The following is a 19,167-nucleotide window of genomic DNA, read 5'->3' on the forward strand; positions in this document are numbered from 1 at the left end:
GGGCGGGGTGCCGCGCCCGCGTTCAGGACGACGTCATGTCGAACTGGTGAGGGCGATGGTCGCCGGTGATCGCCTCCTCGATCCGATCGACGGCAGTGACGGCGCCGAAGCTAAGCAGCCGCACCAGATCGGCGTCGGCGTCGTGGCCGGTGGCCCGCCACGCGGCGACGCGCGCGTCGGTGATCTCGTGCGGTGAGAGCGCGGCGAGGAGGGCCAGGCTGGTCGAGGGCCGATCGGCTGCGTGAACGCTCGCCAGCCGCTGATCGAGCCAGGCGGCGGACGGGCGTGCGCCGTCCCAGTCGGCGATCGCGGTGCGCAGAAGTTCGCGACCGGATTCGCTCAACAGTTCCCCGCCCGCGGCCGCCGCGCCTCGCAGCGCGGCAAGCGCGATCCCGATGGGCGTGTCCCCCGTCCAGTGCGGCACGGGCCCTCGCGGGATGTCGCTCAGGAGAGCGAGGCTCTCGCCCGGCGCGAGCTCACGGCGAATCGTGCGGGCATAGGTCATGCCTCCCACCCGGCGTACCGATGACGAACGCTGCAGGTTGCCCGGTATCAGCCGTTCGTCGGTGAGGCAGGAGAACATGCGGTTGGTGAAGTGGGTCGACAGTGCCGTACCGATGAACTCCGCGGCAACCTCCGCCGGAAACGGTGGTTCCCGCAGCTGCTCCGCGCCCGGAGTCCGGGTGGCTTTCGCCCAGGCGACGAGCCTGTCGTACCGAGGTTCGGCGAGCGGCCGCCCGTGCAGAAGATCCTCTGCGAGCCGGTGCTCACCGGTGGCGTGAATCATGATCGTGTGCGCGTCGATGCAGAACCGGCACTCGTTGGCCTGCGATACCGCGACGGTGACGACTTCCTTGTCGGTCCGGGACGCCTGCCCCACCAGCTCCGATTCCCGTAGCACCGCCCAGGTCGCGGCGTGGATGTCCGGTGCGGGCGACAACATCATGAAGGCGACCTGGCCGAAGTCGGCGGACGACTGGGCGTACACCTCTGCGACGCGACCGATCGCCGATCTCCTTGGTATGGGTACGACGTGACGGAATGACATGGCGAAAACTCCTTCTCCGAACAGCGCTGTTCATGTTCTGGGTTCCGGCGTCAACTCGGACACGACACAACGTCGCCGACGAGATCGGTGCCGGCGACGGTCTTTCCGCCGAGCATCGTGGCGATGATCCTGGTGCTGGCGATTTCGTCGATGGGGCAGTTCAGCGGGTCACGGTCGACGACGACGAGGTCGGCGTGGTGGCCGGGTTCCAGCGAACCGATGCCTTCCCACCGCAGCACGTGGGCGGCCTCGCGGGTCCACATGGAAAGCGCCTGCCGGCGGCTGATGCCGGGGGTGGCGGCCCTGCGGCCGCTGGCCGCATAGTGCGGCTCGACGGCCAGCGCGATGTGCTCGAAGACGTTCTTCGGCCCCCAGTCGGTGCCGCAGCCGACGTGCAGGCCGGCGTCGAGCAGCCGGGCGAGCGGGATGAAGTCGGGCAGCAGGTGCTCTCCGAGGCGTTCGCGGACCAGCTCCCCCTTGCCCCAGGAGAACGACATGGTGGTGGTGACGCCCATACCGAGGGCGGCCAGGCGTCCGACCTGGTCGGGTTCGGCGAAGTAGAGGTTCTGCACCAGCCACGCCCGCCCGTCGGCCGCCAGCGGTGCCCGGCCCAGTGACTCGAGCTGGTCGAGATGGGTGTCGAGTTCCGCGAGGCCGGCAGTGACGATGTTCAAACGCAGTCCGGCCCGGTGGCAGAAGGCGATCGCCTGCTGGATCTTCTCCGGGCTGACAAACGACCGGCCGGTGGTGGGTTCGCCGTACGGGCCCAGGTAGGGCTCCCGCATCAGGGTGAACCCGGGGCTGCACGGACCATAACGGGAAACGGTGACGCCGTCGACGCGGAACAGATCGTCGGTGCGGTCCACCAGGTCGCGGGCACGGGATAGCTGGTGCAGGTAGTCCCGCATCTCAAGGGGTTGCCCGGCCCAGGGGATGCCGAACGGCTCCGCCTCGGGAGAACACAGCACGCGCAGCGTCAGCCGGTTGTCGGCGCGCAGCAGACGGTATGCCTCGACGAGCTCGAACACCATGAGGTGTCCCTCGTAGACGGTGGTGACGCCCATGGCGTTGGCGGCGCGCATCGCGCGTTCGGTGCCGGAGAATATGGCGGTGGGTTCCAGCAGGGGCAACTGCCGCAGCAGCCGATTCATGAACGGGCTGTCGGTGTAGTAGTTGGTGACGGACCCGGACAGACGGCCGGTGGGTTCGCCCGCCGCGTCCTTTTCGATCCAGACGTTGTCCACGACGTCCGGCAGCGTGCGGTCGATGCCCAGTTCCCGCAGGGCGCGGCTGTTCATGGCGCAGACGTTCGGCGTGACCGGTGCCCACGCCTGGATGAACACGGGATGGTCGGGTGCGGCGCGGTCCAGCACGGCGCGATCGGGAAGCTCACCTTCGGCCAGGTCCCGGTAGGAGCGGCGGATGAAGTAGTGCGCCTCGCCCACCGGAGTCGTCATGATCCACTCACCGGGTTCCGTGTCCCGGGCGCGGCGGGCGATGCGATCGACGATGTCGGCGTGCGAGACGGCATCGGACAGGTCGACGAGCGGCTCGGCCAGTACACCGAAATGCATCAGATGCGGATGCGTGTCGACGAACCCCGGCAGCACGGTGGCGCCGCCCAGATCCACCCGGTGGGCATCGGCGCCCGCTTGGGACAGCACGCTTTCCTCGTCGCCGACGGCGACCACGCGACCGGCGTCGATCGCCACCGCCCGCGTCAGGGTCCCCCGGGCGTCGCACGTGATGACGTTTGCGTTGGTCAGTATCGTGGCGTTCACGCGATCTCCGTTGAGAGGTGGCGGCTTGCCGGGCGTTTGCCCGCGGAGCGAATAACCCGAACATTCGTGTACGGGTTAGCAAGCTAGCACCCTTCCGGGAGCGGCCCCCCCTGTCGGGCCCACCGTGTAGTACAGGTCACTAATTCGTACGCATATGTTCACGTTTAGCGTACCGTCGAACTCGAACATGCCCGACCGAGTTAATCAAGGAAGGTCCAGAGGAGGATGAACGTACGACTTGCACGGATGGTCGCGGGATTGGCAGCCGCCGTCATTGCCGTGCTCGGGTTGGGCCTGGCAACCGCCGGCCCCGCCGCCGCCGCAAACGCACCGAGCGGCACCTGGCGTTTTTAAATTAACGGCAACCTCAACCCGATCACCTCCAGCACCAGCACGTGGCACTGCGCCGGCACTGTGACGATCCAACTCGACCTGCTCGCGCAGGTCTGCGCGATCAGGTCGCCCGGTAAGGGCGCCGTACAGGCGGCGGTGATCGTGCGCAACAACCGATCCAGCACCTTCTCCCTGACAGCGCACATGGACCTCATGAACTCCTCACACGTGCAGCTGAACACGTGGGCCTGCCCATTGCTCGGGGTTGAGGCAGACTCGTGGGAGGTGTGCTTCTCATCAACCGTCGCCGAGAGCAGCCCGGTGAACTCGACAGGGGACGCCTACAGTCACGCCTTCGGCCTAACAGACTGGGTCTGAACCCGCGTACACCGAAGTGGCGCGAATCCCGCGGGTTGACTTGATCAAGACGTGAACGGGCCGCGCGGGCCTCTGATCTGTGACGATCAAGAGGCCCGCGCGGCCAGTGCGTTCAGGCGGCGATCAGGTCGAACTGCTCCCACTGGCCAATCGTCGTGCGGTTGGCGATCAGCGCGGCCGCGCCCGCGTTCTCCGCGCACACGTACTGGTTGTTCGCCGCGGCCTGCAGGCTCACGGTCCCATTCGAGTTGCGGATGAGCTTGAAGGTCTCCCACTGGCCGAACGCGGTGCGGTTGGCGATCAGGGCGGCGGCGGCCACTTCTGATTTCAACTCTTCGATGCGACCCTGCTCTTTCAAAGGAGGGTCAGCTGGTCTCCCGCGTATGCGTCACCATGGTCGGCTCGCTGGCGAAGCAACGTGATCGCTTCATCAACTCGGCCCTGCTCTACGAGCAGCTCTGCGAGCCGACGCGCTGCCTGCCAATGCCCTCGGTCGGCATGCAACCGAAGCAAGGTGATCGATTCGGCGCAGCAGACCCCCCGACTCAGCGCGCTGTCGGAGTTCATAATCGCGCCCCTGCTCCTCAAGTAGACGGGCAAGTTGGCGGCCTGCGAGCCAATCGCCGCCGGTGGCGTGCTGCTCAAGTAAGCCGACGGCCTCCTCAACGCTTCCATCCGCTATCAGAAGGTCAGCCAGTTGGTGGGCGACGTACCCGACAACCTCGCCCTCCGGCGACCAAAAGTCCGGCGGGGCCGGCACCCCCGAGACCTCGAGCGGCGTCTCGGGGAACTCGATCGCCTCGGCTTCCGCCTGGTCGAGCGCCTCCAGCATCTGGTCGAAGGCGCTCTCGACGATACCGCCGAGATCCGGGCAGCCCGGCGGCCCGGCGGGCGGGCCGACGGCGAGGGCCTGCACGGCCGGATGTCCGGCGAGCGAGTCGGGGTCGGCCAAGGCCGTCTCGTACGCCTCCCGGCCGAGCAAGCTATCGCTCGTGTTTCGCGGTTACGCGGCTGCCTGTGCCCAGGCCAGCTGCACGGCGCGGATTTCCTCGTGGGTCGGCTGGTCAGGTACTTCGCGTTGATATTGGGCGGCGATCAGGACCCGCCGGAGCTTGGCGATCATGTCCAGGTAGGACGGGTGTCGTTTGGTGACGTACCAGGTGCGCGGTCACGGCGGTCGCGCACGACGCTGGGGTGGTGACCGGCGAGGTGGTACCGGATGATCCACGATGCTCTGGGTGTAGAGGCCAAACGGCACAGTGCGTTCGACAGCCCTGCGGGTACGGTTGCGGGCCTCGCCGACACCGGTGGTCTGCTTGGCGTCTTCGAACGCCACCTCGATGGCCCAGCGGCCTGCGTAGCGTTCCACGATGGTGGCGACTGGGGTTGTCAGGTCGGTGGTGACCAGCGCGAGGTTGGGTTTACGGGGTTCGACGAGCACCAGGACACGGACCGGGCGGGCGCCGAACACGCCGCGCCACAGGCACCGCACCTGGTGAACCCGGATAGTGGTGGTGCGTCCGTAGCGGGTGACCGTGACAGAGGTGGAAGGTGTCGTGGCGCCAGGTCCGCGGGGGTGCCGATCCGCGCGGCGTAGGTCCGGGGTCGCCGCGTCCACGTAGCCGGGGCGGGTGATCGAGATCGGGGTGGGTGTGCCAGAGGCTGGCGTTGCTGCGCAGCGGCCCGGTGAGCGTCACGTGGGGCGGGAGCCGGCGTAGTTCAGTGCACAGGTAGGCGCCGTCGGCGACCACATGCACGGTGCGACCGCGGCTGTGGGTGGCGATCACCTCGACCAGCTCGCGAGCGAGCACCGTCTTGGCAGGACCGCCCTTGCGCCATAGCCGGGTCAGCACGGGCAGCGCGACCGGCCGGCCCAGGAACGGCAGCATGACGACCACCGCGGCGACGACGAACGTGTTTCCCCGTGACAGTTTCTGGTTGCCCTTGAACACCTTCAGCGACCCGTCGTAGCCCCAGTGCGCCGCGTACACCTTGCGGCCGGTACGGCGGAACATGGTGTCGTCAACAGCGACCAGCAGTGGTGCTCCGATCGGCACGAGGTGAGCCGACGATCAACCGCAACACTGCAAGGCCGACGGTGTCGGGACGCCAGCGAGCGGCGGCGAAGAACCGGTGCGCCCGGCTGTGATGCCATACCCCGGAAAGGCCGGCGCCGGCCAGCATGCCGCACACGGTGCGGTGCGCCGGCCGGACGACCATCCCGGCCAGCAGGGTCACGAACGTGGCGAAGGTAGGGGCGTTGAAGCACGAGCGGAACAGATCCAGCACGCGGCTCAGCGACCCCGGTAGGGTATGCACCCGGAGCATCGGCGGTGACTCTCTTTAGGGATTCATAGGCAACCGCCGATGCTCCTTGAACTTGTGGTCTAGATCGCCGCGACACGCCGACCGACAAGTATTGATCGACTGCACCGCGCAGCAGCATGCGCGCGTGGTCAACTACCGATGGGAGTTCCACCCTTCGGTGGGCGCCAAGTTGAACCCGTGGCTCGGCTAGCGGAGCATGGTTCGCAGTTCCTTAGCGAGCAGAACGGATGCTTCGATCTCGACTTTTCGGATCGAGACGCTTTCGACATTGAAGCCGAAGGGCAGTCGGAGGTTCCGGCAGAAATCGATCAACTCGCGGGCGTTGGCAAGACATTGCAGGTAAGAGTCAGTCAACGGGTCGCGTGACCGCTGCAGGGAGTTCTCTAGCCATCGCGGTACGTCGACTCCAAGCCATTTGACGAACGCCAGGGTCTTCAACGAACCACAGACGGACAGGGTGAAGATGACTGGACGGGGTTGCAGCGCACGGTCGGCGCAGGCGTAGAAGTAGTCCGAGAGCAGGCTCTTGGTGGCGTCTACGTTGTAGACGACCTGCGAGATGAAGAATGAGCAGCCGCGTTCCTGTTTGGTCAACATCCGCAGGTGCTCGTCGCCGTGCCGGGTGTACCGCTCGGTGATGGTGACACCGCCGAGTGGCAGGTTCGGCCGTAGCTGGTCGCGCAGCGCGTGTGCCCGGTCCAGTCGAGTGTGTGCCGGTTTCCGGGAGGACGAGGATCCGACGAACACGCTGAGCACCCGATCGGTATCCACGGTGTGAAGCCACTCGGACAGTTCGGCCTCGGTGTACTTGCCGACGCAGCGGTACACGACGACCGGACCGCGCCACGCAGACAGGTACTCGGCGTGAAACACGACGGGGTCCATGGTGGGCAGGTACGGAAACGGCCGCTGCTCGGGATTGCGATCGCTTTCGTCGTCGATGTCGTACAGCACCAGTCCGTCCAAGTCCAGGCCGCCCAGTCGGGCAACCGTGACGTTGGCGATCTGCGCCGCTTCGGCTGGCGAGACACTCCTGCGGGGCGGCGTGAGCCCGAGCAGGAGGACCTCAGCACTCGCACTGGCCAGCAGTTCAGGCAACGAATGCCGACCGGACGACGATGGAGGGAATCCGTCGGCGAAGTCATCTACCGAGGTCATGAGAAGACACAGTACCGACGCGCCACGCCCGCGAACTCTCGTGCCGCTGGTCTGGCGTCTCTCGCCGCCGTTTCAGCACATCATCGAACGGCTCGACACCGTCCCAGGTGTCAGTGTCCGCACCGCCCAGGTCATCATCGCGGAGACCGGCGCCGACATGACCCGATTCCCGACCGCAGGACACCTCGCGTCCTGGGCCGGGATGTGTCCAGGCAACCACGAATCAGCTGGGAAACACCACAGCGGCGCCACCCGCAAAGGCAACTCCTGGCTCCGCGGCGCCCTCGGTGAAGCCGCCGCCTCAGCCGGCCGCAGCAAAGACACCTACCTCCAAGCCCGCTACCGCCGCATCGCCAGCCGACGCGGCACCAAACGCGCCGTCGTCGCCGTCGGCCACAGCATCCTCATCGCAACCTGGCACATGATCACCAACAACACCGACTACCACGACCTCGGCGCCGCCTACTACCTCACCCGCACCGACCCCGTCCGACACGCCCAAGCGACTCATCGGCCAGCTCAACCAACTCGGCTACCAAGTCACCCTCGACCCCATCCATTGAGGTTCATTTTCGACTCAGTCCCCTCACGGGCCGCATAGCCCGAACGGGATTTGCGGGCCCCACAGGTCGTGTCGACCTGGACTACGTAGCGCAGCCCACGCTCGGTGAGTCCGTGCCGGAACAGGGTGGCGTTGCCGTAGCCGGAGTCGGAGGTCACCGGCAGCGCCGGCAGCCCCTACTGCCCGATCATCTCGTCGAGCATGTCCGCTGTGAGCCTCGCCATATCACCTAGATAAGTAGAACAACGATGTTCGGGTTAGCGCTACGGTTCGAACCAGAACGCCAATGTTCAGGTTAATCGGAGGCGGTAGGGCATGTAGTCGCCGTCACCGAGCGGATCCTCACCACTCTCATCGCCCGAGGGCGTGCATTGCTGGCCTGAGTCGTCCCGTGGACGGGTCGGGCAACCGTGACCGCCGTGCGCCAACCTGAAAGGATCTTCTGCCCCATGCAAGCTCTCGCCCGATGGTCGTTCCGGCATCGCTGGGTCGTGCTGGCGCTGTGGCTGGTCGCCCTCATCGGCGTCCGCGTCGTCGACATGGCCACTGGCACCGACTACAACGACAACTTCCAGCCGCCCGGCACTGACAGCACCCGGGTCCAGCAGATGCTCGAGGCCGCCTCTCCCACGGCCGCGGGCGACACCTCCCGCATCGTCTTCGCCGTCACGTCCGGCTCACTGTCCGAGCCCGCCAGCCGGGCACGGATCGACCAGACGGTCCAATCCGTGGAGCATCTACCGCACGTCGCGGCCGTAACCTCGCCGTTCGCCCCCGAGGCCCGCGGCCAGATCGCGACGAGCGGCAAGATCGGCTACGCGACCATCCAGTTCGACCAGCTGGCCGACGACCTGCCGAGCGACGCCGTCGACCGTGTGGTCGACACGGCCCGCGCCCATGAGGGCGACGGCCTGCAGATCGAACTCGGTGGGCAAGCGATCTCCGCGCAGACACCACCCAGCCTCGGCGGCGTCGGCTTCGGCCTGATCGCGGCGGCGATCGTGCTGTTCCTGGCCTTCGGGTCGCTGGTTGCCATGGGACTGCCGCTGGCCACCGCAATCGTGTCCGTCGGCACCAGCCTCGGGATCATCGACATCCTTTCCAACTCGATGGCGATGCCGACCTTCACCACCCAACTCGCCAGCCTCATCGGCCTGGGCGTCGGAGTCGACTATGCCATGTTCATCGTCAGCCGCTACCGATCCGGCCTGCTGAAGGGTGACAGCCCCGAGACAGCCACCGTCACGGCGGTCAACACCTCCGGCCGCGCCGTTCTCTTCGCCGGCATCACCGTGTGCATCGCCCTGCTCGGGATGTTCGCCATCGGGCTGGCGGTGTTCAACGGAGTTGCGGTCGGAGCCAGCATCGCCGTGGTCACCACCGTCGCCGCCGCACTCACACTGCAGCCGGCACTGCTGAGTCTCTTCGGGTCCCGCGTCCTCGGGCGCCGTACACGTCGGCGGCCGGCCGGGGACGACCTCGACGCCACCGGCTCGGGCATGTGGGTCGGATGGGCTGCGAGACTGCGACGCCATCCTGCCTTGCATGCGATCGTCGGGCTGGTGGTCATCGTCGCCCTCGCCCTGCCGTTCCTCTCTCTGCGCCTGGGCTTCTCGGACGCCGGCAACGAGCCGACCGCCAACACCAGCCGTCGCGCCTATGACCTGCTCGCCGAGGGCTTCGGCCCCGGCTTCAACGGGCCGCTCGTCGTCGTGGCCGACCACGCCGACACAGCGGCACAGGCCGAGTTCCAGACTGTGCTGGCCGACCTCGCCCACACGCCAGGAGTGGCCCGGGTCAGCCCCCCGACCACCATCGGCGACGCAGCGGACGCCATCCAACTCGCCCTGGTCGTCCCGACCAGCGCACCCCAGGACAAAGCGACCTCCGACCTGGTCAAACGGCTGCGCGACCAGGTCGTCCCCGACGCCGTCACCGGCACCGCCCTGACTGTGCGCATCGGCGGCGTGACCGCAGTCCAGGAGGACTTTTCCCACACGATCTCCCGTCACCTGGCGCTGTTCATCGGCCTGGTCATCGCGCTGTCGTTCATCCTCCTCGCCGCTGTCTTCCGGAGCCTGCTCGTGCCCCTGCTGGCGGCCGTCATGAACCTCCTCTCCGTCGTCGCCGCCTTCGGCGTAGTCACCGCCGTCTTCGAGAAGGGCTGGGGCAAGAATCTGATCGGACTGGATTCAACCGGACCCGTGGAGCCGTTCATACCAGTGATCATCTTCGCCATCCTCTTCGGCCTCTCCATGGACTACGAGGTCTTCCTCGTCGCCCGCATGCACGAGATCTGGCAACGCACCCGCGACAACGCCGCCGCAGTCACTGGAGGCCTGGCCCAGACCGGTCGCATCATCACCGCCGCGGCCACGATCATGATCTGCGTCTTCGCGGCCTTCATGCTGGGTGACAACCAAGTCGTCAAGCTCTTCGGACTCGGCCTGGCCAGCGCCGTGCTCATCGATGCCCTGATCGTGCGCACGCTCATCATGCCGGCCGTCATGCTGCTGCTCGGCCGGGTCACCTGGGCCATGCCGGCTGCGCTCGGCCGCATTCTCCCCCGGCTCAACGTCGAAGGCACCGACACCGACGAAAAGGCCGCTCCCGAACTCGTGCTCGTCGGCGACACCGCCACCTGACGGGTCCAGGGCACGGGCCGGCGACGCGCTCCATGGCGACTTGGGCGGGGCCGATGAGCACGCGTCGAGGCGTCTGCCGGGCGGTCCGCGATCGCGCGATCACGGACCGCCCGCGGTGCGTGCCGCCCGTTACCTTTTGATCGTCCCCAGCCGGGCACTCCTCGGTCGCCCGGCCTGGTATGACTTACCGCCCCTGTCGTAGGCATGTGTTGTCGCCGGGGCCCACGCCGAGCCGCGCGAGCGTGGCCGTCCCACGCAGATCCACCTGGCGACCCCAGCCCACAGTTGGCCCAGCCGGAGCCGGCGGTGGCAATACTGGCAGGTCCCGAGCACGTCTGGCTGGCGGCCGTACGTGGGGTCGACGGGATTTGCTCGCGACGTCCTGGGACCAGCTTTACGCCTGGCCAGCATCATCCGTGCCGGCTTGCGGCTTTGTCGTCGTGAATGTGCGGTGGGCGTGGCGGATGAACTGGCGTGCGGCCGCGTTGTGCGGTCCGGCCGACTTCCACGCGAACGCGATCTGCCCGCGCAGGCGAGGACGCGTGATCGTCATGACGTGCAGCTGATCTGCGTAGGTCTTGGCGATGGACTCGGGCAGAACGCAGACGCCGAGGCCACGGGCCGCGAGTTGGACGAGCAGGTAAGGATCGGTGGCCTCGAACGCGAAGACAGGCTCGAAGCCGGCCTGGTCACACGCGGCCTGCAGAAACGCCCGCAGCCCGGAGCCTTTGGGCAGGCTGATGAGTGGCCGGTCCCGCAGCGCGTCGAGATGGATGTTTGTGCGGCCGGCAAGGGGATCGGTGCGGCTGGTGACGACGACCAACGACTCGGTGTGGATCACCCTGGCATCGATGCCACGAAGCGTGGTGTCCGGAAGTCCGACGATCGCGGCGTCGACGTACCCGGTGTGCAGGAAGTCCAACAGTTGCGTGGAGGTGGCCTCGGTCAGCGTGATCTGCACGGCCGGATGGTTCTCATGGAAGGTGGACAGCAGGCCGGCGATGTCAATCGATGGCAACGGCGCCATGATCCCCACGCTGATCCGGCCGCGAAGGAGTCCCCGAATTTCGTCGATGGCCAGCCGGGCGTCGGCCACCGCGCCGAGGGCTGCCCGGGCATAGGGCAGCAGGGCCACACCGGCGTCGGTCAGCCGGACGTTGCGTTTGGTCCGGTTGAACAGAACCTCGCCGAGTTCCCGTTCCAGGCTGCGGATCTGAGCGCTGACCGCGGGCTGGGTGGCGTGCGCCTTCGCAGCCGCCCGCGTGAAGTTGGCTTCTTCGGCGACGCGGACGAAGTACTCCAACTGACGCAGATCCATAAGCCCCAATCATAGTTTGTGGTTCAACTATGTATTGGACGAATCACGCGGGCAGTCCCAGGCTTGGCTGTGACACAGCATTGAGATACCGACTGGGAGGAATAGATGCCAGGTCAGGTCAATCACACGAAAACCACCGCGCCGGCAAGGCGGCCGCTACACGCGGCGCAGCAATGCTGCCCCCGTCGGGTCTGTCGATCATCGCGAACACCTTTCCCGAACGGAAGGAACGCGCGGCCGCCATGGGCACCTGGGGGGCGATCTCGGGGCTGGCGGTGGCCAGCGGCCCGCTGCTCGGCGGCATCCTGGTCACCACACTGGGCTGGCGGTCGATCTTCTGGGTGAACGTTCCGGTGATCGCACTCGCCATCCTGCTGGCCCGACGCCACATCGACGAGTCAGCCGCCGCGCGCCGGCCGCGGTTCGACCTGGCCGGGCAGATCCTGTCCGCCACGAGTCTGGCCGCACTGGCCGCCGGGCTGATTCAGGCCCCTCAACGCGGCTGGACATCGCCCGCCATCCTCGGCCTGCTCGGCCTGGCCGCCGCGGCCCTGATCGGGTTCCTCGCGCTCGAGCACCGCCGCGCTGATCCGATGCTGGCATTGCGATTCTTTACCAACCGGGCATTCAGCGCGGCGGCGGCCATCGCCACGCTGATGTACCTCGCCCTCAACGGATTCACCTTCCTCACCACGCTGTACCTGCAGAATGTCCGCGGCGAAAGCCCATTCGTCGCCGGGCTGTCCCTCCTGCCATCCACCGCAGTCATCACGCTCGCCGCGCCCGTGTCCGCGCGGCTGACCGCACGCTACGGCCCCCGCCCGCCGGTCCTGGCCGCCGCGGCAATGGCGACCGCGGGCCTGCTGCTGCTCACACTGGCGCGGGACCATCAGGGCGTCGCCCTGCTCGCCGTCGCCTACCTCGGCGTCGGGGCCGGCGCGGGCCTGATGAACCCACCGGTGACCACCACCGCGATGACGGCGCTTCCGGCCGATCAATCGGGTGTCGCCGCCGGAGTCACCGGCACCGCCCGCCAGGTAGGCAGCGTCCTGGGCGTAGCCCTCGTCGGCTCCGTCGCCGTCAGCGGTCCCGACCGCACCGCGCACATGACCAATGCCGCAAGCGCACTCCTCATCCACACCAGCCACATCGGTTACGCAATAGGAGCGGGCGCCACCGCCATGGCCGGACTGGTCGCACTGGTCGCTCTCACTCCCCCGCCCGGGCGGCGCCGTTCCTAGCGACTATCGCAGTCATCGCCCGCGCGGCATGAAACCCCGGTGTCCGGTCATGGGTTGGAACCTCAAACCTCACTGAGCTCGGAAAACGCGGTTCTTATTCTGCCAAGTTCGGTCCAGGGAGTGTCAACTTAACGGCTGATCTTGGTTGTTGAGTTGGTCAGTGGTTGGCCGGGGTGAGCCGGCCCTCGAAGGCGATCTGGAACGCGTTCAACGGCGCTTTCGTGATCTTGACACTCCCTAACCCGGAGACCGGTACGGCGGGTTCGGCGAGCGGCATGGGGAAACGGACCAGGCGCAAGCCCGGCACCGCGCCCCATGCCGACTCGACTCACCTATGTGATCTCACCCGCCCTACGTACCTCCGCAGAGGTCAATCACCCCGAATAACCCAAGCTCAAGCCGCTGCCTGTCGAACACGCAATGGCCCTGGACATGATCTGCCGCGAGTTCGTCACCTTCTCATTCATCGGGAGTGTCGGTGACTCTTCAAAGAATTCATCGACTCCGTCAAGGAGTGCTGCGATATGCTCTCCCGAGAAGTTGCCACCACTCTTTGCTTGGACGAAGACGAAAGACACCTCCAGGTACCCGTTGACTTGGAGAAGGTCCTCCACCTCCTCCGTCGAGTTCACGAGGACGCCGTTGACCAGGATCGCAATTCCATCCAAGCCGAGATCGTTGCCGCCGCCAGTGTGTACATCGCTGACGTCGAACTCCTCGTCGTGAGCGTCGCTCACGACGCAGTAGTCGGCGGATAGCCCTGCGCACCGACGCCATCATCGGCTGGAACATCCGCGAGACGTTCTTCCAGCGCCGGGCCGGCCTCGCCACGCTGGTCGCGACCACCGCCGGCGGCAACCAAGCACTACCCGGTACCCGACGTGCCCACCCAGGAGGCGCTGCGGCTGGCCCGCGCCGCGGTCCCGGGGCTGCTCGACCAGTTCCTGGAGGTCTGACCAGCTGCACGCGCTGCTGTCATTCCTTCCCTCACCGAGCAGAGCACGCCACGGCGGGACAGCGTCTTCGCCGGGGTCCGCAGGCGGAGAACGTCCGCGGCGTCTGACCGGTCCCCGGCAAGAACCACAAAGCATGACGGAGCGCCCGCACAGTTTTCTGCGCGGGCGCTCCGACTGTTTCGTCGCGGCCACCACGCGGTCCGTGGAAGGACGTATCTCGGTACATCTGACCGGTGGCAGCCAGGCCGTCGGCTTCACCGCCGACCGGTCCGCGGCATGCCCGTGGCAGCGTGACGGCGGCTGCGGGGATTGCTGCTCAACGGGCGCCGGGCCGCGCAGCCGACACGCGGGCCGTTCGCCGGCTGTGGGCGTCGTCTCGCACGTACACCACGCTGACCTGCACCAACGGCCGAGCCCACGATAATCGGCTCATGAGTTCCACTGCGGCGACCTGGTACCTGCCGCCGGTAGGCTCGGGCCCAGCGGGCTCGCCGGCGGCTTCGGCCTGCCCACGTCACCGGCGAACCGGATCGAGCACCTCTATCGCGAACGGCTCGGCCGGCTCTCCGCCTCGGCTCGGACGCTGCTGTTGCTGGCTGCCGCTGAGCCGCTCGGCGACGTCAACCTGTTGTGGCGTGCGGCCGATCAACTCGGGGTTCCGACAGATGCGGCCGAGCAGGCGGAGGCGGACGGCCTGATCGAGCTCGGTGCACACGTCAGATTCCGGCATCCGCTGGTGCGCTCGGCGGTGTACCGCTCGGCGACCCCGCCGGAAAGGCGCCGCGCGCACGGTGCGCTGGCTGAGGCAACCGACTCCGCCGCCGAGCCTGACAGACGGGCCTGGCATCTCGCGTAGGCGGCCGCCCGGCCGGATGAGCAAGTCGATGCAGGTCTGTTGCGCTCTGCCGAACGAGCGCGGCTGCGCGTGGCGCGGCTGCGCGTGGCGCGGCTGCGCGTGGCGCGGCTGCGCGTGGCGCGGCTGCGCGTGGCGCGGCTGCGGAAGCGGGCTCGCCGAGCACCGAACAGGCCCCGGCCGCGCAGTAACGCGCCTCGGCTCCCGGACCCGGCGACAGGGCCGGGAGCCGAGGCGTCCCGAACACAGCAGCGCTCACCTCACTCGTGACGACCCTGCCGCGTCCCTGTCGCGCGCACCGATCGCAGGATGACGAACGCGCAGGCCGTCCCGACCGCACCAGCTCCGCCGATCACCGCGTATGGGGGAATGAACGCGGCGACAGCGCCGCCGGCGGTCACGCCGAGCCCCTGGAGGGTCATGAGCCCGGCGCCCAGCAGGGACATGGCGCTGCCCCGCATCGTCACAGGCACCGCCTGCACGAACCACTGGTCCATGCCGAGCGTGTAAGCGGCGCACAGCCCCGTGAGCAACATGAGCACGATCGCGAGCGGCAGCGGCGGATGGATGGCGAACGCGGCCATCGGCAGCGTCGATACCGCCGCCAGCGGCAGTGCGATCCGCTCGCGGGCGGCCGGACCGAGCAGGGTGCCGGCCAGCACCTCGCCCACTGCGGTCCCTGCGGGCATCGCGGCCATGAACAGCCCGAATCCCGCCGACCCCGCACCCGCAGCGTCCGCGAAAGGCGCGGCGGTTCCTTCCGCGACGATGAAGAACATCGGCGGGATCCACCACATCAGCAGCAGCGCGCGGACCCGGCGGGCGCCGAACAACCGCCGAGTGGAGGCGATCGAGCCGCGCATCGTCGCGTCGTCCCCCGATACCCGGGCCGGGCGGTCGCGGGTGCCGAGGCGCAGGAGCAGCGCGGAACTGAGAAAGGTACCAACGGTTACGTAAAGCGCGGAGCGGGGTGACAGCCAGACCAGGGCCAATCCGCCGAGCCCGTAGCCGATGATCTGGGAGCCTTGCGAGACCATGCGCACCGCGGAGCGGCCCAAGACGTACAAGTCGTCCGGCAAGATGTCCGCGAGGCTCGCCGCCCTGGTGCCGGTGAACAACGGCGACATCATCGAGACGGCGAAGCGGAGGGCGAACAACGCCGCGAGCGGAGTCACCGGAACGGCCATCAACGTCACGCAGCCGGCTGAGAGCAGGTCGCAGGCCACCAGCACCCGGCGGGCGGGGTATCGGTCGGCGACGCCGGAGAGCAGAATCCCGCTGAGAGCGTAGGGCAGGAAGCCGAGGGCGAAGACGAGCGCCGTCAGCGGTGCCGAACCGGTCCGCCGGAAGACCAGCACCGCCAGCGAGACGTCGGCGAATACGCTTCCCAGCACGGAAAAGACATGGGCCGCAAAAATCGCCCGGAATTCGTTGACCGCGAACACGGTGCCGTATCCGGCTTTGACGCTCTCTCTGCTTTGCGAGGCTACTGAGGTGTCATGCGATCCGGTCGTAGAGGAGGAGACTTCTGCCATGCGGAGATTCGCTTTCCCCTGTCGCAACGTCACAGCATGCACCCGCGGGCGCCGGAGTCGGGTCCGAGGCAGCACGACTGCCGAGGCATTCGCTCCCGGACCCGACTCGGCGATCTCGCGACCGATTCGGACTGAGATCAACTTCTTGGGTCACACCTGATCAGCCCTTGGGGAACCAGCCTTTGGGGAACCAGCCCTTGGAGAACGAGGTCATGTCGCTTCACCTCCCTTCATGCAGGAAATCTCATGTGTCCAATAGGGGGGAATAACTTGAACATCTCTGTTCGAGTTGAACGTTAGCACTAACTCGTACATTGGCGTCCCAGTTGTCCCGCGTTGTGGCGAAGGTTACAGCGCGCACGCTTGGCGCGGCACAGGTGGCGCCGTCCCAGGGGCTGTCGGCCGATGCCGGTCCTTGGTGTACTGACACGATTCGTACCGGCCCTGCTCGCGCCAACCCACGGGAGCACATATGCCAGCGACGGTGTACCAGGCGCCCCTTCGACGCACTGCGCTACTGACCCTGGGCGCAATAGGCTTCGTCGCGGCCAGCATCTGGTTGCTGGTAACCCACCAGAGCGTCAGGGCCGACATCACCGGCGCGGTGGGCGTCTTGTTCTTCGGTTGGGCCGGCGCGGTCTCGAGCGCTCGCCTGATCCGGCGCAAGCCGGAACTGGTCATCACCGACGAGGGCTTGTCGCACCGCACGTGGGGCAGAGTGTCCTGGTCCGAGGTCCGGGCCGTCGCGATCAGCCAGGTCATGGTCCGCAACACACGTCAGCAGATGATCGAGGTGGTACTCCATGATCCTGATGGATACGTGAAGCGCGCGTCGCCGGCAGCCCGGACGCTGATGCGCGCAAATCGGCGCTTCGGGTTCAGCCCGATCAACCTATCGGCGGTGGTTCTGCCGGTTCCGCTCACCGATGTACTTGCCGCGATGAAGCGCCACCGACCGGACCTTGTCGTAAACCCGTAAGACCGGCCTCGGTCTGCGGCAGGCGCGGTTCACACCTGCGATGTCCGCATCGCCAGGGTTGGACACATCTGTACTGCCCGCCGCGGGGCGCCGACCGCCCCGGCTCGAACGGCGACAATCGCCCGTCCCGCCTGGGGAGGCGGCGCCGGTGGCACTTTTTCCAAACACGGCCACCCCGCCGTCAGCGGTGAGCTGTGTGACGCACCCCGGTCGAGCTCGAGGGACAGCGCGGCGATCCCGGCGCCGCCTCGGCCCTACTGCGTCGACTCGATGAAGCTGTTGATGATGGCGGCGAAGGCGGGGCCTTGGTCTTCTTGGACGAAGTGTCCGGCGTTGGCGATGGTGGTGTGCGGCTGACCGTGGGCGCCGGGGATGCGTTCGCGGAACCACTTGTCGGGTTCGCTGACGGCGTAGCTCGGGTCGTCGGTGTTGGGTGCCTGTGGCAACAGGATCACGTGGTCGCTGAACGCGCACAGGAACGGGGTGGACAGTGTTTGCAGCACGGCCCATGCGGCGCGGTTTGCGGCGGTGGCGTCGTCGTAGGCGGTGATGGGGACCAGGAGCGGGAACTGGCGGGCGCCTTGTTGGTATGCCTCGTCAGGGAATGGCGCGTTGTACCCGGCCTTCACGGCCGCGCTGAGGTCGCCGGTGGTGCCCGCCTCGACGACGGTTCCCGCGTCGAATGGGTTGACGCGCTGGCTGTACTGCAGCCAGGCGTGGAAGGCCCGGCCGACGTCCTGGTCTCCGGTGGGCAGGTAGGTGTTGCTCGCCACGACGCGGCGGAACCGGTCGGGGTGTTCGGCCAGCAGCCGTAGGCCGATCAGGCCGCCCCAGTCGTGGCAGACCATGGTCATGTCGTGCAGCTCGAGCTGGTCGAAGAGCGCCTCGCGGAGCCAGTCCACGTGGCGCTGGTACGTGTACGCGAACCCCGACGCGGGTTTGTCGGAGCGACCGAAGCCGATCAGGTCAGGGGCGATGCAGCGGTGCCCGGCAGCCGCCAGCAGCGGGATCACGTGCCGGTACAGGTAGCTCCAGGACGGCTCGCCGTGCAGCAGCACGATCGTCTCCCCGGATGGTTGCGTGGCGGTCGGCCGCTCGTCGACGTAGTGCATCCGCAGCGGGATGCCGGTGCCGTCGACATGGACGTAGTGCGGCATGAAGGGGTAGTCGGTCAGGTCGGCGAATCGGTGGTCCGGGGTTCGCAGAACCGTTGCGGGCCGCGCAGGCCCGTGGTCCGGTGTGGGCGGGATTCGGAGCAGGCCGGCGGCGGCCGCGGCGGTCCCGGCGCCGAGCATGCGCCGCCGGGTCAGTGCTGATTGCCTTGAAATCATGGTCGTCCTCGTTTCAGGCCGGAGCCGGCTAGGGTGTGGGGTTCACGTGGTGATGAAGTCGGCCATCATGGCCATGTCCTCGTGTTCGAGGTTGTGGCAGTGCAGCAGGAACGCGCCGCGGTAGTCGGTGAACCGGGTGATGATCTCCACCGCTTCGGACGGGCGTACGTCGACGAGCCTTCCCGCCAGCGGCCACCCCGCGCCCACGGCACCCACACCAACCGCGGCCGCACCCACACGCAGCAGGCTGCGCCGGTTCACGACAGCGCTCCGACCGGGCGGTCGGAGGGGACCGCGGCAGCCGCCGGAGCCCGACCGGGCAGCGGCGTGCGCCAGACCCAGGCCGCCAGCCGCAACAGGCCGACCACTGCGAGCACGGCCAGCGGGACGTGAAGGGCCACCACCCGGGTCATGCCAAGGCCGGTCAACCCCGCCAGGATCACGGGGAAGGTTAAGCCCAACAGCATCACCGACCGGGGCCCGCCGGCCCGGCGCAGTACGACCACGCCGAACGCCTGCACGACCGCGACGGCCTCCATCACCATCGCCGTCGTCAAATGCACCCTCAGCGCGTCGTAATGCCCGCTGAGGAAGCTGCCGGCAAGGACGGCCTTGCGCCACGCCCAACAGGCCCAAGCCCGCCGTCGTGCCACGGCACAACAGGTACGGCCACCGCCGAACCAGTGCAGATTCTCGCGCGCCATCCTCTGCCACGACGATC

Annotated in this window: 23 protein-coding genes; 6 read left to right on the top strand and 17 right to left on the bottom strand. The window is 67.6% G+C overall.

Annotated elements, in window-relative coordinates:
- Positions 1–22: 22 nt before the first annotated feature.
- Both ACPPVO_RS35680 and ACPPVO_RS35685 read right to left on the bottom strand, forming a co-directional pair.
- Positions 23–1,048 (bottom strand): carboxymuconolactone decarboxylase family protein, encoded by a 1,026-nt coding sequence (locus ACPPVO_RS35680; protein WP_426502948.1) that lies wholly within the window; start codon positions 1,046–1,048, stop codon positions 23–25.
- A 50-nt stretch (positions 1,049–1,098) separates the two neighbouring features.
- The gene (locus ACPPVO_RS35685) at positions 1,099–2,829 is read right to left on the bottom strand and encodes an amidohydrolase (protein WP_426502949.1); all 1,731 of its coding nucleotides are present in this window, start codon (positions 2,827–2,829) and stop codon (positions 1,099–1,101) included.
- Positions 2,830–3,243: 414 nt separating this feature from the next.
- Between ACPPVO_RS35685 and ACPPVO_RS35690 the strand changes: the two genes are divergently transcribed.
- Entirely contained in the window at positions 3,244–3,540 is a 297-nt protein-coding gene (locus ACPPVO_RS35690; protein WP_426502950.1) for a hypothetical protein, read from the top strand.
- A 112-nt stretch (positions 3,541–3,652) separates the two neighbouring features.
- Here ACPPVO_RS35690 and ACPPVO_RS35695 read toward each other — a convergent pair whose 3' ends face one another.
- The 6 genes from ACPPVO_RS35695 to ACPPVO_RS35720 form a co-directional block, all read right to left on the bottom strand.
- On the bottom strand, positions 3,653–3,871 hold the full coding sequence (locus ACPPVO_RS35695) for a fascin domain-containing protein (protein WP_426502951.1): 219 nt from the start codon (positions 3,869–3,871) through the stop codon (positions 3,653–3,655).
- A gap of 99 nt (positions 3,872–3,970) precedes the next feature.
- Positions 3,971–4,492, bottom strand: a complete 522-nt coding sequence (locus ACPPVO_RS35700; protein WP_426502952.1) for a hypothetical protein — start codon at positions 4,490–4,492, stop codon at positions 3,971–3,973.
- A gap of 216 nt (positions 4,493–4,708) precedes the next feature.
- Positions 4,709–4,981 carry a hypothetical protein gene (locus tag ACPPVO_RS35705; protein WP_426502953.1) on the bottom strand — a complete coding sequence of 91 codons (273 nt, stop codon included), beginning with the start codon at positions 4,979–4,981 and terminating at the stop codon, positions 4,709–4,711.
- Complete coding sequence (locus tag ACPPVO_RS35710) at positions 4,962–5,597, bottom strand: transposase (protein WP_426502954.1); 636 nt, start codon at positions 5,595–5,597, stop codon at positions 4,962–4,964. The genes ACPPVO_RS35705 and ACPPVO_RS35710 overlap by 20 nt, the downstream gene beginning before the upstream one ends.
- The gene (locus ACPPVO_RS35715) at positions 5,563–5,829 is read right to left on the bottom strand and encodes a transposase (protein ID WP_426502956.1); all 267 of its coding nucleotides are present in this window, start codon (positions 5,827–5,829) and stop codon (positions 5,563–5,565) included. The genes ACPPVO_RS35710 and ACPPVO_RS35715 overlap by 35 nt, the downstream gene beginning before the upstream one ends.
- A 225-nt stretch (positions 5,830–6,054) precedes the next feature.
- Positions 6,055–7,026: a 5,10-methylenetetrahydrofolate reductase gene (locus ACPPVO_RS35720; RefSeq protein ID WP_426502957.1), complete on the bottom strand. Its 972-nt coding sequence runs from the start codon at positions 7,024–7,026 to the stop codon at positions 6,055–6,057.
- A gap of 40 nt (positions 7,027–7,066) precedes the next feature.
- Between ACPPVO_RS35720 and ACPPVO_RS35725 the strand changes: the two genes are divergently transcribed.
- Positions 7,067–7,627, top strand: a complete 561-nt coding sequence (locus tag ACPPVO_RS35725) for a transposase (protein WP_426502958.1) — start codon at positions 7,067–7,069, stop codon at positions 7,625–7,627.
- Here ACPPVO_RS35725 and ACPPVO_RS35730 read toward each other — a convergent pair.
- Positions 7,567–7,746 carry a transposase gene (locus tag ACPPVO_RS35730; RefSeq protein WP_426502960.1) on the bottom strand — a complete coding sequence of 60 codons (180 nt, stop codon included), beginning with the start codon at positions 7,744–7,746 and terminating at the stop codon, positions 7,567–7,569. The two genes, ACPPVO_RS35725 and ACPPVO_RS35730, sit on opposite strands and share 61 nt — an antisense overlap.
- A gap of 450 nt (positions 7,747–8,196) precedes the next feature.
- On the opposite strand from ACPPVO_RS35730, the gene ACPPVO_RS35735 reads away from it, so the two are divergent.
- On the top strand, positions 8,197–10,233 hold the full coding sequence (locus ACPPVO_RS35735) for an MMPL family transporter (protein ID WP_426514757.1): 2,037 nt from the start codon (positions 8,197–8,199) through the stop codon (positions 10,231–10,233).
- A gap of 394 nt (positions 10,234–10,627) precedes the next feature.
- Here ACPPVO_RS35735 and ACPPVO_RS35740 read toward each other — a convergent pair whose 3' ends face one another.
- Positions 10,628–11,551 carry a LysR family transcriptional regulator gene (locus ACPPVO_RS35740; RefSeq protein WP_426502961.1) on the bottom strand — a complete coding sequence of 308 codons (924 nt, stop codon included), beginning with the start codon at positions 11,549–11,551 and terminating at the stop codon, positions 10,628–10,630.
- Between the two features lie 173 nt (positions 11,552–11,724).
- Between ACPPVO_RS35740 and ACPPVO_RS35745 the strand changes: the two genes are divergently transcribed.
- Positions 11,725–12,792, top strand: a complete 1,068-nt coding sequence (locus ACPPVO_RS35745; protein WP_426502962.1) for an MFS transporter — start codon at positions 11,725–11,727, stop codon at positions 12,790–12,792.
- A 157-nt stretch (positions 12,793–12,949) separates the two neighbouring features.
- On the opposite strand, the gene ACPPVO_RS35750 is transcribed toward ACPPVO_RS35745, so the two are convergent.
- Positions 12,950–13,090, bottom strand: coding sequence for a hypothetical protein (locus tag ACPPVO_RS35750; RefSeq protein WP_426502963.1), 141 nt, complete (start codon positions 13,088–13,090; stop codon positions 12,950–12,952).
- A gap of 76 nt (positions 13,091–13,166) precedes the next feature.
- On the bottom strand, positions 13,167–13,529 hold the full coding sequence (locus tag ACPPVO_RS35755; protein WP_426502964.1) for a hypothetical protein: 363 nt from the start codon (positions 13,527–13,529) through the stop codon (positions 13,167–13,169).
- A 53-nt stretch (positions 13,530–13,582) separates the two neighbouring features.
- On the opposite strand from ACPPVO_RS35755, the gene ACPPVO_RS35760 reads away from it, so the two are divergent.
- Positions 13,583–13,855 carry a hypothetical protein gene (locus tag ACPPVO_RS35760; RefSeq protein ID WP_426514758.1) on the top strand — a complete coding sequence of 91 codons (273 nt, stop codon included), beginning with the start codon at positions 13,583–13,585 and terminating at the stop codon, positions 13,853–13,855.
- Positions 13,856–14,262: 407 nt separating this feature from the next.
- Here the strand turns inward: ACPPVO_RS35760 and ACPPVO_RS35765 are convergent, their stop codons facing one another.
- Positions 14,263–14,463 (bottom strand): hypothetical protein, encoded by a 201-nt coding sequence (locus ACPPVO_RS35765; protein WP_426502965.1) that lies wholly within the window; start codon positions 14,461–14,463, stop codon positions 14,263–14,265.
- 398 nt (positions 14,464–14,861) lie between these two features.
- The gene (locus ACPPVO_RS35770) at positions 14,862–16,136 is read right to left on the bottom strand and encodes an MFS transporter (protein WP_426502966.1); all 1,275 of its coding nucleotides are present in this window, start codon (positions 16,134–16,136) and stop codon (positions 14,862–14,864) included.
- Between the two features lie 472 nt (positions 16,137–16,608).
- Here ACPPVO_RS35770 and ACPPVO_RS35775 point away from each other — a divergent pair, with 472 nt between their 5' ends.
- A complete protein-coding gene (locus tag ACPPVO_RS35775) occupies positions 16,609–17,115 on the top strand; it encodes an STM3941 family protein (protein ID WP_426502967.1) in 507 nt (168 codons plus the stop codon).
- Positions 17,116–17,369: 254 nt separating this feature from the next.
- On the opposite strand, the gene ACPPVO_RS35780 is transcribed toward ACPPVO_RS35775, so the two are convergent.
- The 3 genes from ACPPVO_RS35780 to ACPPVO_RS35790 form a co-directional block, all read right to left on the bottom strand.
- A complete protein-coding gene (locus tag ACPPVO_RS35780; RefSeq protein WP_426514759.1) occupies positions 17,370–18,272 on the bottom strand; it encodes a haloalkane dehalogenase in 903 nt (300 codons plus the stop codon).
- Between the two features lie 216 nt (positions 18,273–18,488).
- Positions 18,489–18,707 carry a multicopper oxidase domain-containing protein gene (locus tag ACPPVO_RS35785; RefSeq protein ID WP_426502968.1) on the bottom strand — a complete coding sequence of 73 codons (219 nt, stop codon included), beginning with the start codon at positions 18,705–18,707 and terminating at the stop codon, positions 18,489–18,491.
- Positions 18,704–19,150: a hypothetical protein gene (locus ACPPVO_RS35790; RefSeq protein ID WP_426502969.1), complete on the bottom strand. Its 447-nt coding sequence runs from the start codon at positions 19,148–19,150 to the stop codon at positions 18,704–18,706. Before ACPPVO_RS35790 ends, ACPPVO_RS35785 begins: the two co-directional genes overlap by 4 nt.
- Positions 19,151–19,167: the final 17 nt, after the last annotated feature.

The sequence above is a fragment of the Dactylosporangium sp. McL0621 genome, assembly GCF_049995355.1.
In the GTDB taxonomy this organism is placed as follows: domain Bacteria; phylum Actinomycetota; class Actinomycetes; order Mycobacteriales; family Micromonosporaceae; genus Dactylosporangium.